Origin of the sequence: Methylomonas koyamae (assembly GCF_001644025.1) — a bacterium.
In the GTDB taxonomy this organism is placed as follows: Bacteria; Pseudomonadota; Gammaproteobacteria; order Methylococcales; family Methylomonadaceae; genus Methylomonas; species Methylomonas koyamae_A.
Genome location: NZ_LUUK01000177.1, coordinates 95,080 through 111,005 on the forward strand (window position 1 = coordinate 95,080; position 15,926 = coordinate 111,005).

The following is a 15,926-nucleotide window of genomic DNA, read 5'->3' on the forward strand; positions in this document are numbered from 1 at the left end:
AACACAAAATTTATTGATTTATGGATCATATATGTTCAGGGTTACTGCACGAACTGTTTTAGAACTTGGCTCAGAGCTAATTAGCTCTGATGCCATTGCTTTTTATGAACTCATCAAAAATGGGATCGATGCGGGCTCTAAGAACGGAATAACGATCAATTTCGATATTGTTATGGGGCATCGGGACTACCTAGAATCAAAGTCGCAGATCCGCAACGCGATAGAGGAGAAAGAATATAGCCATGATCTAGATATTGATGCATTTAAGTATGAGTTATTAGACAAGCTCAACACTGAAGCAGAAGATAACTGGAAAAAAGCCAATACGCTCATTCATGAATCCAATACTTTCGAAGCCTTGCTGGAGGTTCTCGAGGATATCAACGGACTGAATTCGATCACAATTTCGGACACTGGATCTGGCATGTCCTTGACTGAGCTTGACACCGTGTTTCTTGTAATCGGAACTTCGTCCAGAAAGAGTGAGATCGATGCAGCTGTTGCCAATGGCAAATCGCATGCCCCCTTTCTCGGAGAGAAAGGCATAGGGCGCTTGTCAGCGATGCGGCTTGGTGAGCGTCTCTCAGTATGCACAGCAAGACTGAATGACAGCAATTACAATCTCATCGATATCGACTGGTCAGATTTCGACGACGCTACAAAAATGATTGAAGACATTGATGTCAAACCAAGAACAGGAATGAAGAAGGACGATCCTGATTACAGTGGCACAGAAATCAGAATCGAAAAATTAAACGCAGACTGGAGTGAGAAGCGCGTCGATCGTCTTGCGATTGACGACTTCTCATTGCTTGTGAATCCTTTAGGTAAGATCTCAGGGCAACGCCTTGCCGTGTTCTGGAATGGCAAGAGGATCAACATTCGACGGCTTGAAAGGAGTTTTCTGTCTCACGCCAATGCTTTAGTTCGTGGCAAATATCGCATGGGCAATGACGGCCCGGAACTGGAGCTTCGGATTGAGTTGAACAATATCGGTTTTGAGCACCCACGCGAAATCAGCATCGAGACTGCTACAGCAGATATTCTACATGGTGCGCTAGTTGGTCCAAAGGCAAAGCGCCGGAGGATGAACAAGCGTGATATTGACTATACCGCGCTGAGTAGTGTCGGACCTTTCGATTTCGAGCTTCATTGGTTCAATCGTTCAATTTTGCGCAAGGGCAAATCAACGGGGGAGTATCAGGCTTTGCGCAATCTACTTGATCAATGGATGGGCGTTCGCTTATACCGAGATGGATTCCGTGTCTATCCCTACGGCTCTGAAGATGACGATTGGCTTGAACTGGACAAGACTGCTCTCGCTTCAAAAGGCTACGCGCTTAATCGAATCCAGCTCGTAGGGCAAGTTGAGATCGGTCGTCTGCAAAACCCCCAACTTATCGACCAAACAAATAGGGAAGGCCTACGGCAAACGCCTGAAGAAGCGATTCTGAAAGAGACTGTTCAGTTTTCTGTCGAACGTCTCCGAGACGAAATGAACCGCATTACTCGGGAGCAGAAAGACGCCAAGGAGCTCTTCATTGTCGACGAAACTAAGACTGTAGATCTCGAAAAGAGGATGAAGACGGCAATTCAGTCAATTCGAAAAGTTATACCGCCGGAGCATAGGGAGGTTGTCCAAGAGCTCGAGCTGATGAGAGAGGAGTTCGCGCGGTATGCTGCCCAAGCTCGAGAACGAATTGCTGACATGGAAAAAGATGCAGATGAGATGCTTGCTATGGCTGGGATTGGGTTGATGGTGGAGGTTGTTGCCCATGAACTAACACGTTCGGCCGAAGACGCACTTGATGTATTAAACAGCCTGAAACATAAAACTGTCCCTGAAGAAATCCGTCGCCGACTTGAAAGTCTGAGAGCGTCGATGACGAGCATAAGCAAGCGACTACGAATCCTCGATCCCCTCAGCGTGACTGGGCGACAACGTAAAGAGCGATTCTATTTGAACGATCTTTTGAGTGAGATTCTGGAAGCTCATGAAGTGCAGTTTGCTCGTCATCAAGTCAAACTAAACGTATTGCTGCCGGATCGGTCGGTACAGGTATCTGCGGTCAAAGGAATGGTTGTTCAGGTTATCGAAAATTTAATCTCAAACTCATTGTATTGGATGGATGTTGAGAGGCAGCGAAAAATGTCTTTCAAGCCAGAACTCACGGTTTCGGTCGAAGACAATCCGCCACGAATACGCCTGTCTGATAATGGGCCTGGAATTTCAAAACAGTATAAGGATCGTATCTTTGATCTATTTTTTTCACTTAAAGACAAAAGTCGGCGTAGAGGCCTCGGCCTCTACATCGCCCGCGAAGCGGCGGAACACAATGGTGGATCTTTGATGTTAGATCAGGATGTATTCAATGACGAAGGACGTTTTTCTACCTTTGATTATCTGGTTGTCGGGGAAGAGTCTTGAGCGATAAGAAGTTGGTACTCGATGCAGGGATACATTCCGCAATCATCGTCGATGATGGTTATGACGAGACTCCTCAGGTGGCTGAACTCCTCGATCAGGATGGCTGGGATATCCTGTTTGATGATGCGCAAGGCGATGAAGCAGGGAGAATTGTTGCATTGTTTCCCGATTATGTTCCAGAAAACCGGGAGGAGCTAAAATCGAATCAAGAGTTTGTCGACGCTCTTTGGCAAGGTCGTGGGGGAATTCAGGATTTGCTCGGCGGACTGTTTGACGTCTACGAGCAAAAAATTCAGGACAACCGCCCGTTCCTAGAGACAGTAGAAACCGCCCTACATACACTGGGTATTCCTTTTGAAACTTGCGGCAGAGATTTTGTCGAGGCAGCCATTGATGCAGATTTGATCATTATTGACCTGTTCCTCGGTATCCAACAAGGTGCAGCAGAGCGCCAGCTGACGGTCGATCGTCTCAAAGAGATAATCTGCCGCCGCGACCATCCTCTTCCTTCGATAGTCCTAATGTCGCAAGTGCCAGGGATAGATGATTTGGCGAAACAGTTTCGCCAAGATGTGCAACTCCATGCCTCCACTTTCCGACATGTCAGAAAAAATCATTTGTTGAAAGTAGGAAGGATGGAAGGGCTGATCCTCACTCTTGCATCTCATCGTTCAGATAGTCAAGCGTTAGCTAAATTTGTTGAAACTTGGGAGAAAAAGGCTATTGAAGCTGTCTCTACAGCCACTGAAACATTGCGTAAAATCGACATCGACGATTTGCAGCACATTCGGAGTATGCTGCTCCGCTTTGAAGGTCTAAACACTTCGAGTTATTTGCTTGACGTCTTTGATCGTGTGCTTCAATACGAGATCGAGTCTCATAGCGAAGTACTTGATGCGGCGAGCAGACTTGATGAGATTGCGGACGCTCCAGCCCCATTGATGATCTCAAATGACCGAGATACCTACACGGTTCTAGAACAGACCCTCTTCGTTAATCCTAAACGACGCTGCCATGCGACCGGCGCTGAGTGGCCGATCACTTTTGGCGACATCTTGGGACCAAACCCACGCGGTCAGATAAAGCCTCGCGGTTTCTTTTCGGGGCGGACTGACCTCGTTTTTTTCGTCGCTTCTCCAGAATGTGATCTGATTCGGAAAGATGGACTGACTACAGCATTACTAGTGGCAGGGGCGCTAAAGGAAATCGACATAACCAAGCCAGACCTAGCCGTGACAGCAAAGACTACTCCGGTGGTAACGCTGGACGAAGGCCGCCGCTTTCAGATTGATTGGAATTTTGGTGATCTCCGTACGATAAATTTGGCTCAGATAAAGCGGTTGATCCACCCGGTTCGTGGCGACGTGGCGGTGTTTGCACGGCTTCGGGAAGGGGCTGCGCTCAGCTTACGCCAGCAGTTTCTCAGCAATGTCGGACGGGTTGGAGAGCTTGCCCCACTCCCTAGATCATTGAAGTTTCGGGCAAATCTTTTTCTACCTCTACAACAAGGCGGCACAGAGCGGATCGAAATGCCTGATGGTGTAACTATCACCGGAAACGTACTGATTCCCCGGAGGGGAAAGTTTGCGACGGCAATCATTGACTCCAACTCCGAAGAAGATTTGACGGCAATCTTACTCAGCTTGGATCTTCAAAATGTGGCGAGTAAGAGTAAAAGAATGTTTGAAACACTCAGGGAGCAGACCCGGATTCGACAGATATTCAGGTCAGGTTTTCAAGGGCTTGACCTGCCCCTGAGTGAGCCTCGTAGCGCCGGGTTGCTCAAACTTGGTGAGGAGCAGCCGAATTCCGACGAGAAGAAGCCAAAGATTGACAAGGTTGCCACGATTGTTAAAGGAGCTGATTTTGAGGATGTACTGGGCGATAAAACAAAAGAAGCTGGTCTGATACTACAGATTCACATTGAATCTGATAGCTAGTCTAGCCAGTTAGGCTAAATTTCGTTTTGGAAGTTACTCATCGGAGTGGGGATTGCTGAGGCAAGTTTAAAAGAACGGGGAACAATTTTACCATTGCAAAGTGACCTTAATTCCCATGCTTCAGCATTGCTTGCTGCTGAATAGCTTATATGGATCGGACGATCCGGTCCATAAAAATATAACCTGTCAAAAGGTAGATTTGCCATAATCCAGTAAGCCACTTCTTTCATATCCTCGCCTTCCACAATGAAGTCCACTGCAGCACCTAATCGAGGGCATACAGGTTTTCCCATGCGGTTTAGTTCGTGCGCTGCATGCTGATCCAATTTGGGAGCAATTCTCACTTTGATATGTCTGCTGAGTTCTGGAGAGCAGAAACCATAAGTGAGTTTTATCATGCCGTAGTAGTCGATTAACGGATCCAATATTTTCGTTGCCAGTTCAAAAAGTGCGTTGTAGCTATCTGCTTCTTTTGGGAGATTTGGAAGTCCAATACGCGCTTGGGTTTCTCCGCATTCAATCAACTGTCGGTAAGTAAAATATTGTCCGCATGGGACATCTAGATCAGGTATTGAACGGCTACGAATCAGTTCAAAGTCATCAATTTCCCATCGAGCTAGGGCTAAGGTCTGCCGAAACTCTTCGGGTTGGGGGCCGTAGCCGCTCAGGTCAAATAAATTTAATGCTTTTAACTGCTCATCAAAATTTAGCTGATTGGCGAAGTGCGGGAACTCCTCGTTGATAAAGCGGGATTTTAAATACAGGTTGGTGGGTACGAATGCGTCGCCGTACTCGTATAGATCGAACGTTTGTTCTCGCAAATTGATTTTGACTCGCTCCAGCAAGCGTGGGATAGGCTGGTTCTCAAAGTCGTCGTAACGCATCAGGCTTAATTTGCCGGATTGGATATGTATTTTTATTAAATCCGTTTGTTCGATATCACCATACAAAATCGTGGCGCAGCCAATGTATATCCTCAGCAAAGCCGGCAGTTCCTGAACCATGCTGGTGTGCAGATGTAGAGCCTCGCCTTCATCCAGAAATCCTAGGCCTTGCTCTGTCGCGTGTTGACAGGCTTCGGCAATGAGCTCGGCATTGCTGATTTTGAATAAAATCGATCTGGCTGTTTCGATGGCATTTTGATGATCGCCGAAAAAGGCCTTGATGTCTTTTTGCAGCCCCGATTCTAAATGTTTGTACGGCTTGCGTTTGGAAAAGGCCTGTAACGCGAAATAGGTGATTAAGTCTTCGATTTTGCTTTGTCGGGCATGCTCGAATAGCGCTTCTTCGTTGTTTTCCAGGGTAAAGCGTATGGCTTTGCTGATGTTGCCAAAGGCTTCGGTGAGTTCGATCAGCGAATCGATTTCCGATTTGTCGGGTAGCCGCCCAAGCTCCAGAATTTTCTGCCACAGTGGATCGATAAGGTGATTGTAAGCCAGATATTTCTTCTCGTTTCGAGACAGTTTTGGCTCTGCGGGTGTAGCGGGTCTATGCGACAAGCGTAAAACATTACTTTGGCCACGTTGACGGCCGAGCAAAAACCGCTGTTCCGCATCTTGATTTTTAAATACAAAAAAGATGCCAGGCGCGACAGGAATGGCGTCCGTTTCTAAGGAACCCGTTAAAAATTCTTTGAGCTCGCTTTGGGTATAGTATTTTTGGAAGGTATTGCGCTGAGTAATGACGCCATCATTAAAAGCCTGGCCTTTAAATGCATTTTGGTTGAATAACATGGCGGAAACCACCAACACTTGGTTAGCCAGGTTATATGCGCCTCTCAATGCTTCCAGTCTTTCCTGATAGTTTTCGATGACATTGATCACAAAGCCCAAATTGACAATGTCGGCGGCTTGCTTGGGTTGATCAGCTGCGTAATGCGGGTCCCAGCCGGACACCGGAATGGCATTTGCCGAAAGATTACGAATGTCGTCGCCTTTGCCGCAACCGTAATCGAATACGGTTAGCGAGCCGCCTAAAAATCCGTGACGCGCCAGGCATTGCATCGGCGCGGATAAATTACTGCGGGAAAGCGCCGTCAGGTGCCTGGAAATGCTTGTGCTTTCAATCGATTCAAATGTTAGGCTATCGGTGGATTCATCATTGCCAATCGGCAGAAATTGGTAATCGATGATTTGAAAACCTTTTTCGCGGATTAACGCGTCCCAGGCTTGTTTGAAGCCAATCCTGATTGTGTCGTCGAATAGCCCCAGTTGTTCGGCGGTCTCGGTTAATTGGGTAAATTGCTGATAGTTTGGCGCATCGCGGCTCAGTAATAATTCCTTGCGATGTAAGATCGGCGGATTTAACGAGGTCTGATAACTGCGCTTTTCGACTCTTTGCGTTGTCAGATCAATCCGAAAACTCGTCTCTAAGGCAGGGAATGGCTCTTCGAAGAAATTGGGATACCAAAGCAAAGACAGCATGCTTGATTTGCCGTCATACTTGATGACGTTGTAATCAAGGCCCGGTTTTAAATGAGCCAAAATCTCGGCGGCCTTGACAGTCTGCTGTATTTCGTAATGTTGAGAATCCGTTAGACTGTAATGCCAATAAACATTGTTTAGAACTTTTTTGCCGAGCATAGGTTTAAGCCATATTACAATTTATTTGAAGGGTTGTCGGCCATTAATCCATAATATTTACCTTCCCTTGGCATATGCAGTTTACGCATAATTGAAATATTGCTAACCGCTTTTTACAACCTATCACCCTGTTGCTACAGATGTGTAGCTTATCGTATCTAAATCAATTTTTTATCTTAAACCTACACCTAATTTATGAACAAATCCGACCTCATCGACGCCATCGCCAACCACGCCAACCTGACTAAAGCCGACGCCGGCCGCGCACTGGACGGTATCACCAAATCCATCGAAGCTGCTCTGAAATCCAATGATTCAGTAGCGTTGGTGGGCTTTGGCACCTTTGAAGTGAAAGAACGCGCCGAGCGTGCTGGCCGCAATCCACAAACCGGTGAAGCGATTACGATTGCCGCTGCCAAATTGCCATCCTTCAAAGCCGGTAAAGCCTTGAAAGACGCGGTTCAGTAGGTTCTTGACTGCGAGTTTATTGCGGTCCCATGCCCCAGCCTTCCAGTTCCGACTGCCGTTTAACAGTAGGGACATCCAGATCGGTCATGCGGCCTTGGGTCCGGGTTAATGTGTCTTGTCGTCCGCTGGAGGCCGCACCGTATTTCTGCGGATTGAGTCGGCTGCCTGTACCGGTGAGTTGATCCAGATTGAGCATGGATGCGGCATTGGCGGCGGTCGGTAAATGCCCGGTCTGCGCCAGAATTGCCAACCATTCGTCCAGATTGACCTGGGTCCAATCCACACGGTCCAGATCCGCGACTTTGATGCCGGTACAACTTGGACTTTCCGGCGTGCCAAAATCCATGCCCAGCTGCGGTTTGATTTGTTCGTTGAGGATGCGCGCAAGCGGCGAGTTGTAGCAGCAGTAACTTTCCTTGCGCACCCAACACACACCAGCCACCTTGCTTTCGCAATAGGTGCCAAGGTCCGTGCAGACCTTCAGTTGTTTCTTCGCTGCGAGTTCGTACTCCGGTTCTTCGCAGGAATAGACGATCTGGATAATCATGATGATGATCATCACCACCGTATAGGCCGTCATCAAGGTACTGAGCAACTCGCCGGCAACCGCGGCACCGCCACCCAACTCGACGCCACCCGATTCCGCGGCCGGGGTTAGATTGCCCGCCGAATCGAAGGCAGCCTGACCGCCAGCGCTGAACAAGGCATTGCCGGCCGCTTCGCCAAAGGTCTGGCCGATCCATTCCGCCACGGACTTCATTAATTCACCTTTGAGTGAATCCAGTAAACCTTGCGAGGCAACATCGCTGGTACTGAGCATGTCAGTGCCGACCAAGTCATTCACGGTCGAGGCAAAATCCGCCTGAAAACTGTTCCAGGCATCGCCGGCCAACGTGAATGGTGTACGCATGGTTTCCCAGGCGCCTCTAATCGCCGAGGTACTGTCCATGGCCATGACGGCGCTATCCATCTGACTGGTGGCGATCAGCAAATCAATGTAACGGCCCAGCCCCATCGCACCCGAGGGTGTTTCGCAGCAATCGACCAGACTGAGCGCGCCGCCGACCATTTTGCAACTGGCGGGTTTTCCCTGAAATACCTGACAGGTGGTCGGATCCTTTTGCTGTAGATCGGCATTGGCGTAGTCGCAATGCAAGTCCATCGCCATTTGCTGAGCGCTGTTGAGTAAGGCGACCGCCTTGCTGAAATCCTGACTCTGGGTGCGATTCACGGTGATGCAGTCTTCCCCCATGCACCGAATCGGCCCGGCACATTGCTGTTGGGTGTTGCTTTGAATGCCGGGAATGCCCACCGTTTGCCCGCAGTCATAAGTATCGATGCTGTCCCAGCAGGTGCCTGAGGCTAGTACACTGGTACATTGGCTTTTGATGAACGAGCAGCCTTGGGTTTCCAATGACGCGCAGGTCTTGTTGGGGATTCCGTTCGCCGGTGGTTCCAAACAATGTGTGCCTGCGGTATCGATCCAGCATTGGCCGTATTGATTCAAATCGCAGTTCCCTGAAGCTTGAATATTCATACAGGTATTGCGAATCCCCGTCGAACTGGCCACCGGGGCTTGGGCTAAATCGGAACCACAGACCATGACTTGCGCGGTGGGATCAACGTAGCAACCCGACGCATTGGCGGGATCGTTCGTGCAACTCAATTGGCTGCCAGCCCGGCAAATGCCGTCGGTGATCGCATTGGCCAAGTTTTGGCAATTGGGTCCGCTCCAGCTCCATTCGTCCTGGGTGATCAGCTTCGATAAGTCATAACGCAGTCGTATTCGCGAATAGCCCTCGCCATTACCGCCGACCATGGTGTCTTGTTTGAAGACTTTATGGCCGGTACTGTTGAAGGCATAGGTGACGTCGCGATTGGGATGGTCGACCCAGCTATTACTGAGTTCGCATGAGCCGCCCCAGCCGGTGGAGCCTGTATAAATCAGGTTGCCGCCGTAATACACTTGAGCATGGTCGTCGAACTCCACATCCTCTAGTGTCGCGCTGACGATCGCTTCTGGATGCAGGACGTTATAGGTCACTTGCCAGGTAAACACCGCGCATCCGGCCGACCAGTAGTTGTCGCCGACCCGGCCGACATACAAGTCCATGCAACCCGACCCGCAACTCGACATGCCGCCGTCGCCACTGACGAAGCGGATCAAAGGCTCGACATTGACTTGATGCGTGGCCGTGCAGCTTTGCGGTACCGTCGGTTGCCTGAGGCAAAGCTGATAGTCGGGTACCCGCACCGATTGCTGGGTTTCGGTTTGGGTCGTGATGGTCGTGCAGTCCGAAAACGATTGGGCCCACGGCGTGAAGTCGCTGAATACCTGATCGCCGTTGTGCCAGATCGGATCAGCTTGTAAGTCCGGGTGCGACTGGTGAGCGTTGTCGATCAAGGTGCGATAGGCTTCGCCGGTGAAGCTGGATTCGCCGTTCAGGGCGGTCTGTGCATCCAGACCCGCCGCCAGTGTGCCGGGGTTATTGCCGTAGAGATTGGCAAAATCGCTGGTCGTGGTTGACGTGCTATTCGTATCCGGAAACAGCGTGCCGATCGAAATGGCGCTTTCCTGGGATGTCCCCGGATTCAAGGTCAGTGTGCCATTGCCGGTGTCGACCGGAAATGCAAAACCACCCAGTACTTGCTGTCCGAGCTGTTGGCCATCCCGTCCGGCGGCCTGAATCGCATCGGCCCAGGATAAACCAAACGGTGTCCAGGCCAGGGTCACGCACAATATTCCAGACAGTGTCTGGACAAACCTCCGCTGAGGTTCGAATAAGTCCCTGGCTTCCATCACAATCCCACGCAACAGTCCTGCCAGCGCCACAGCAGGTAGAGATGATCTTCACCTGGCCCCGGATACGTGCGCCCCGCACCCCATTTGAAAGTGGTTTCGCCGATGGCGTGATTGGAGTTGGTTTCGGCGACCGGATAAAACATCGATAGCCGGTATTGGGATTTGGGGATGAAGGGATAGATGGTGCCGCCGCATAAGGCATCGTTGCCTGAAGTTTTCCAGGCTAGACCACGGCGATGCAAAGAGGCCGTAGCGCGCGTGGCCAGCAAACTGGTGATACGTGGATCGGTGCCGTAACTGGTCGGCGAGATGCCGGATAAGGGATACATATGCCCCCAGGCGCCGGCACACCAGAACAAGGCATCCAATGGATTACCAGTTGCCGCCGCCGTGGCATCGGCGACACACGCCGAAATCGCTACCGGATTGGCAAACAGCGCCGTTTCGGGACTGGTGAAGAACGCCAGTAAATCGTTGTTCCAGGTCGGATCCAGTTCCGAGACGTACAGCAAGTCGAAATCCCGGTAGCCATCGCTGTTGCAGCGACCATCCCAGAACAGATCCAGCAAAATGGTCAAGGGAAACGCGAAATAGTGGTAATTGAAAAACGCCATCTCGCTGGCATCGAAGTCGGCTTTGCCGGTGGTGGCGATCAAACGTACGTTCGAGGCGCTGAACTTATGGCCTCCCAGCGCCGGCGAACACCACGGATTGCGGACGATTTCGATTAGCCGGGCCGGATTCCACAGGCCCATGGTCATGCCAAGCTCCGGAATACCCATCGGATCGGTGCAAAAACAGAACTTCTCGTCGGTGGCGATACTGGGTACGCTACCGCCGCCCAACGATGCCCCGGCGGCCCGAATTGGAAACAGACAGCTCCAGCAAATATCGGTGATCAGCTTGCCGGACCACAGTTCGGCGTCCGAGCACAACGGATCGACGCTATTCGTAGTGGTTTCGGCAACAAGCGGAGTTGCCAGTGTTATCAAACCGCCCAACACCCAAGGGAAAACGAATCGTTTCATGATCGTTCTCCCGTTGCGGCAGGCAGTTTCCGTTCATGAACCAGCAGACGGTTACCGGATTGTTCGACGACAGCCGGCACATGCTGTAATTGAAATCGGCTGCGCACATCTGGCGTCAGTAGATACACCGGTGCCTGAAGCGCGGTCTCCAGACGCTTGAAACTGTCCCAACCTTCCTGACGCGGGAGCGACGTGGCCAAGTACATGATCCGAGCCTGTTTGTCCTGGCAGGACTGATGCCGAATCAGCTCAAATTGAGCCGGCTCCGTGGCATCGAACACCATCAGGCATAAGCCAAACGGCATCTTGTCCAACGGATTGACGGTTTGTCCGGCTCGGATGATCAGCTGTCCATTGGGTGCCGTCAGATCGCGCGGGGCGGTGATGGTCAGATCTACGATCCGTTCACGATCGGCCTGAGCCGTGGGTAAGTCTTCGAATTTTTGTTGTCCCCAAAATCTCTCAATAGCTTGTCGTTGCTTTTGTTTCCAGTCGATGGCCGCCATCCGGCGTTTGATCTCTTCGAGCAAGTCGATTTCAGCAATCTCGCCGACATCGCCCAAGGTTCCCAAATCACCCTGTTTGCCGGTTTTGAGTTGCTCGTCCAGCCAAGACAGACTGGCGACACCTCGAACGTGTAAACTGGTTTTACCGTCCTGTTCGACGACGATGTCAGGCACAGATGAAACCGACCAGCGCTGAAATCGGGTGGGATCGATGACGATGTTGGGCAGAGGATCAATACCTTTCAGCAAGCGTTTGAGGTCGGCCATCAACGCCGGTAGTTTTTGGCTGGGCTTTGGACCGCGAAACACCAGCAACACATCGTCTCGGCCTGCGGCTTCTTCAAAGATGCCTTTCAGCGCGGACTCACCCAGCGAGAAGGACACAAACAATTGCGTGAGTGGTTTGTTCAAAGGGACTGTCGGCAGGCCACTTGTCGATAGCGCCTCTGTTTGGATCGTCTTCGAGGCTTCCATAACTTGTTGCGCATGACGTTTTACATCCAACTGTTCCGACTGACCATACAACCACTCCGGTCGAGGCTGGCCTTCTAAGGCTTTCAAAATCGCCTGAGAGCGTTGCAGCCACGCTTCTTCAGCCTGAATCGTTTGCACACCGAACCAGCAGAGCAAACAGACCACCGACTGACGCCAAGGATTTTGTGGGAGCTCAAAACAACGCATAGGCCCGTCCAATGACTTGATGGTCGTAGACATAGCCCCAGTAACGCGAATCGAAGCTTTTGTCGGTTTGCCCGGTCACCCAATACGCGGCGGGTGGGATCGTTTCATGGCGGTTAAAACGGGTAGCCGGCTTTTGGAGTTTCTCGGTCAACGGCAAGCCATCTATGATCCGTTCACCGTTGATCGTGGTGAGCTGCGGATCGACGTGAATGGTGTCGCCCGTGACGCCGGCGGCGATTTTGACGATGATCTGGCCATCCTTGAAAAACGGTGCCATGCGCTCGGCGCGAAAGGCAATTAAGTCGCCGCGCCAGATGTCTTTGTTGTGAGTGTCGATCAGGTACACCCATTTGTCCGGCAGGCAGCGATCGACCTGGTCGTCGCCGCCGATCAGAAAGCGTTGACCGATATAGCGCTCCACGGCCAGCACGAGTAACAAAATTGGTACCGACTTGAGCAGAAATTGGCTTAAACGCGGTCGAGAATGGGCCCGTGGTTTGTTCATACGTTTAGCGTCCGGCTTGTCGAACATAGACATCCTCCGGCGCAGCCACCACCGCAGTCGAATCGATCACCAGATAACCCGCATCACTGAGTTTTTTGGCTTGGCCCTGCCAGTCATCGACGATCTTGGCCATTTGCTCCTGGCTGGCGTTGGGCGGTATCGATTGAATCAATTTGGCTCTGTCGAACACGAATACCGGCGTCACCAAATTCAAGCGTTCTAAGGGCTGTTGTAATTGCTGTTGCGCAGCCAACCAGCCACCGAGACATCCCAGACAAGCCGCGATTAAAACGGTGCTGAGCCATTGTGATTTAGCGTCCATGATTCAACTCCCGTGTTTTAGACTGGCGGCTGTCAATGAGTTGTTGAATGGCATCGCCCAGACTCAAACCTTGCCGGCGCAGTTGCTTCAAGGCGTTGACGTCTTCGGGTTTGGTCGAGAACAGAATCCGTTTAAAGGGATCAACGATCAGTCGGCCGATACCGGAACCCATCTCGGTGATGAAGAAGATTTCAGAATAGGCACCGGGCAAGGTATGTACGGTTTTTAGTAACTCGTAGCCGCCATCCGAAAGTGGCAATCGTCGATCCTGCTTCATGCCTTCAATGACTTCGGCTTTTTGACCGAGCAAATACATATTGGCTGAGTTCTCGACGATGGCTCGGCCTGCGGCGTTGCGGTACAAGTCGTTCACAGACTGGGTAATGGTCACGGCTGCCCCGCCGTATTTGCGAAACCGCCGATAGCCATGTTCCATAAACTTGGCCACATCGCCTTCGGTGAGCAAATCCCAGGCTTCGTCGATAATGACGATCTTGGGACGGTTGCGCTCGCCCAGATACATTTCCTGCTGGATTTGGTAGATCAGTTGCAGCAATACGACTTGTTGCAGATGCTTGCGGCCCTTGAGCTCCTCTAGTTCCAGCACGGTAAAGTCATTGGTGAACTTGGCGTTGTTGTGGCCATTGAAGTAGCGACCGTATTCGCCTTGAGTGGTAAACGGAAACAACTGTTCGCCGACATCTTTTAAACGTTGATCGTTTTCAGCGCAGAGCTGCCGGGCAATGTCGTCGACGGACATGGCCTGAGCCTTTTCGGTCCAGAGTTGTTTTAATATCCGCTTCAGACCAGCCGTCTGGAAATCGGTTAGTTTCTCGGTCGGTGCCGCCATCTGGCTGACCAATCCGGCCAGCATGTCAGCTTCTTCCTCGAAGTTCTGCACGATTTCAAACGGGTTCATGCAGATGCCGGAGCCGTGGGTGAATTTAACGAAATCGCCTTCCAGCACCTCACAGAGGTTTTCATAGGAGCGACCGACATCGATCGCCCAGATTTGTGCGCCTTCGGTCAGGTAGCTGACGATGATTTCATTGGTCAGAAACGATTTGCCTTTACCCGATTCGGCAGCGATACACAGGTTGTAATTGCCAGTGGTATCAAACAGCGATACGGCCATGTGTTCGCCGTTACGCGACACAAAATTCAACGTCGGCGTACCGGTGCCGGCCCAATCGCCGAATAGCGGTAACAACGGAATCGCATGGCGAGTGGCCAGGGTGCGGTAACGTTTTAGATCGGCGATCGCTGAACGCTCGGGCCCAAACGGCAAACAATTCAGGAAAAACGGCAGGCAGAAATACTTGTCTTCCAAGAGTTGAAAGCCAAGTTCCCGAAAATACACCCGCGCATTCGAAACGGCTGCGGCTTCTTCGGCTTCGTCGCAAAACAGCAGCACGCCGAAATAGGCTCGGATTGGCCGATCACCGTCGCGGTAGGCGTCGAACAACACGTCGAAATGGTGTTTACGCTGCACCAGGACTGGTAAAAAGCGTGCAATCGGCGTATTGACCTGGTTGGTGATGAATTGCCGCACACCTTCCTGGTGGGTACGGGTCGATTCAGCGTCCGGGTAATGCAGGGTCAAGCTGAGCAAGGTGTTTTGCCGAATGCCTCGGGTACCGGACAGAATGTCGCCCAGATAACTTTTGGCGCTGCCAAAGTAAAAATGATCGGGTGTGCGTTTGGCAGATAAAGTCTTGACGCGTTTAATCCCGAGCCATAGACCTTTTTCATCGAGTTCGAGCGCGTTGTCGTAATCCAGCAATTGGTCGCGGATCAGTTGGGTCGGATCGCATTCGGGTACGACGCGGTCTTTCCAGCCGGCATCGAGCTGCCAGTTGAGCAGCGTGTTGAGGATGCGGACATACTGATCGGCTCCCAATATTTCCGGATACAAGCCTATGGTCGACAGCGATTGCTGGGTGGCCAATTGCAATTCGCTGGCTCGACGGATGTCGGCTTCACTCGGCCGGGGGGAGGCCATCGGTAGTTTGACCGTGACCAGAATGTGGCTGCGCCGCAATCGGGCGCCCGAAATCGCTTCCGGCGCTTTGTGGGTGCCGCGCCGAAGAAAATCGATACTGGCCTGAGTCATGGTTTTATAGGTCGGCTTTTGCTGCTTCAAGCGTCGGGTCTGCATTATGGCCAGCGATTCTTCGATGTCCGGCGAGGTCCACAGTGAAACTTGTAATAGCGTTTCGGGCGGCCAGTCCTGATTCAGCAACACATTGACCCGCGCGGAAACACTGGCATCGGCACCCGTCATCGGCCGGCATAGAAAGCCGAAGCCAATGCTGCTATCGGCCATCAAGAACAGATGATGGTCGTATTCATAAGCCAGTATCGGGAACAGCTGATCGGCACGGGGGCGTTGCGCGGTGGTCATGGGGTGGTTTCCTCGGCATACAGTTGTTGCATGGCTTCGGTCTGATGCTCGGCATGCAGGCGAATCGTAAAGGGATGTCGGCAAACCCGAATCACGCGTTTTTTGCGTAACAACTCTCGCGCCCTGGCTGGATGGCAGGGGTTGAGCGGGTGGCCATTGGCGGCTTGAACCTGAACGGTTCTGCCGTCTTTGAGGCAGCGCGACGGGCGACGGTTGCCCATCGCAGTCTCGGTATCCGATAAGTCACCGGTCATAATGG

11 protein-coding genes are annotated in these 15,926 nt (G+C 51.5%); 3 read left to right on the forward strand and 8 right to left on the reverse strand.

The window, feature by feature from the left end; translation table 11 throughout:
• Positions 1-31 precede the first annotated feature (31 nt).
• Positions 32-2,428 (forward strand): sensor histidine kinase, encoded by a 2,397-nt coding sequence (locus A1355_RS14720; RefSeq protein ID WP_064029440.1) that lies wholly within the window; start codon positions 32-34, stop codon positions 2,426-2,428.
• Positions 2,425-4,368: a hypothetical protein gene (locus tag A1355_RS14725; protein ID WP_064029442.1), complete on the forward strand. Its 1,944-nt coding sequence runs from the start codon at positions 2,425-2,427 to the stop codon at positions 4,366-4,368. The genes A1355_RS14720 and A1355_RS14725 overlap by 4 nt, the downstream gene beginning before the upstream one ends.
• 14 nt (positions 4,369-4,382) lie before the next feature.
• Here A1355_RS14725 and A1355_RS14730 read toward each other — a convergent pair whose 3' ends face one another.
• Entirely contained in the window at positions 4,383-6,950 is a 2,568-nt protein-coding gene (locus tag A1355_RS14730) for a DNA phosphorothioation-associated putative methyltransferase (RefSeq protein ID WP_064029444.1), read from the reverse strand.
• Positions 6,951-7,145: 195 nt separating this feature from the next.
• On the opposite strand from A1355_RS14730, the gene A1355_RS14735 reads away from it, so the two are divergent.
• Positions 7,146-7,418 (forward strand): HU family DNA-binding protein, encoded by a 273-nt coding sequence (locus tag A1355_RS14735; protein WP_064029446.1) that lies wholly within the window; start codon positions 7,146-7,148, stop codon positions 7,416-7,418.
• 16 nt (positions 7,419-7,434) lie between these two features.
• Here the strand turns inward: A1355_RS14735 and traN are convergent, their stop codons facing one another.
• The 7 genes from traN to A1355_RS14770 are packed head-to-tail and all read right to left on the reverse strand — an operon-like array spanning position 7,435 to position 15,921.
• Positions 7,435-10,218 (reverse strand): conjugal transfer mating pair stabilization protein TraN, encoded by a 2,784-nt coding sequence (gene traN, locus A1355_RS14740; RefSeq protein WP_064029448.1) that lies wholly within the window; start codon positions 10,216-10,218, stop codon positions 7,435-7,437.
• Positions 10,218-11,249, reverse strand: coding sequence for a TraU family protein (locus tag A1355_RS14745; RefSeq protein WP_064029450.1), 1,032 nt, complete (start codon positions 11,247-11,249; stop codon positions 10,218-10,220). Before A1355_RS14745 ends, traN begins: the two co-directional genes overlap by 1 nt.
• Positions 11,246-12,394: a TrbC family F-type conjugative pilus assembly protein gene (locus A1355_RS14750; RefSeq protein ID WP_419866218.1), complete on the reverse strand. Its 1,149-nt coding sequence runs from the start codon at positions 12,392-12,394 to the stop codon at positions 11,246-11,248. Before A1355_RS14750 ends, A1355_RS14745 begins: the two co-directional genes overlap by 4 nt.
• A gap of 28 nt (positions 12,395-12,422) precedes the next feature.
• Positions 12,423-12,941, reverse strand: coding sequence for a signal peptidase I (lepB, locus tag A1355_RS14755; RefSeq protein ID WP_064029584.1), 519 nt, complete (start codon positions 12,939-12,941; stop codon positions 12,423-12,425).
• Positions 12,942-12,945: 4 nt separating this feature from the next.
• The gene (locus A1355_RS14760; RefSeq protein ID WP_064029455.1) at positions 12,946-13,263 is read right to left on the reverse strand and encodes a hypothetical protein; all 318 of its coding nucleotides are present in this window, start codon (positions 13,261-13,263) and stop codon (positions 12,946-12,948) included.
• On the reverse strand, positions 13,253-15,667 hold the full coding sequence (gene traC, locus A1355_RS14765) for a type IV secretion system protein TraC (RefSeq protein ID WP_064029457.1): 2,415 nt from the start codon (positions 15,665-15,667) through the stop codon (positions 13,253-13,255). Before traC ends, A1355_RS14760 begins: the two co-directional genes overlap by 11 nt.
• The gene (locus A1355_RS14770) at positions 15,664-15,921 is read right to left on the reverse strand and encodes an RRXRR domain-containing protein (protein WP_064029459.1); all 258 of its coding nucleotides are present in this window, start codon (positions 15,919-15,921) and stop codon (positions 15,664-15,666) included. The genes traC and A1355_RS14770 overlap by 4 nt, the downstream gene beginning before the upstream one ends.
• Between the last annotated feature and the right edge of the window lie 5 nt (positions 15,922-15,926).

What these genes read in the sequence shown, in the direction of transcription:
- A1355_RS14720 (WP_064029440.1), top strand. Translation starts at nt 32, where the DNA reads ATGTTCAGGGTTACTGCACGAACTGTTTTAGAACTTGGCTCAGAGCTA.
- traN (WP_064029448.1), bottom strand. Translation starts at nt 10,218, where the DNA reads ATGGAAGCCAGGGACTTATTCGAACCTCAGCGGAGGTTTGTCCAGACA.
- A1355_RS14745 (WP_064029450.1), bottom strand. Translation starts at nt 11,249, where the DNA reads ATGAAACGATTCGTTTTCCCTTGGGTGTTGGGCGGTTTGATAACACTG.
- lepB (WP_064029584.1), bottom strand. Translation starts at nt 12,941, where the DNA reads ATGAACAAACCACGGGCCCATTCTCGACCGCGTTTAAGCCAATTTCTG.
- A1355_RS14735 (WP_064029446.1), top strand. Translation starts at nt 7,146, where the DNA reads ATGAACAAATCCGACCTCATCGACGCCATCGCCAACCACGCCAACCTG.
- traC (WP_064029457.1), bottom strand. Translation starts at nt 15,667, where the DNA reads ATGACCACCGCGCAACGCCCCCGTGCCGATCAGCTGTTCCCGATACTG.
- A1355_RS14770 (WP_064029459.1), bottom strand. Translation starts at nt 15,921, where the DNA reads ATGACCGGTGACTTATCGGATACCGAGACTGCGATGGGCAACCGTCGC.
- A1355_RS14730 (WP_064029444.1), bottom strand. Translation starts at nt 6,950, where the DNA reads ATGCTCGGCAAAAAAGTTCTAAACAATGTTTATTGGCATTACAGTCTA.
- A1355_RS14760 (WP_064029455.1), bottom strand. Translation starts at nt 13,263, where the DNA reads ATGGACGCTAAATCACAATGGCTCAGCACCGTTTTAATCGCGGCTTGT.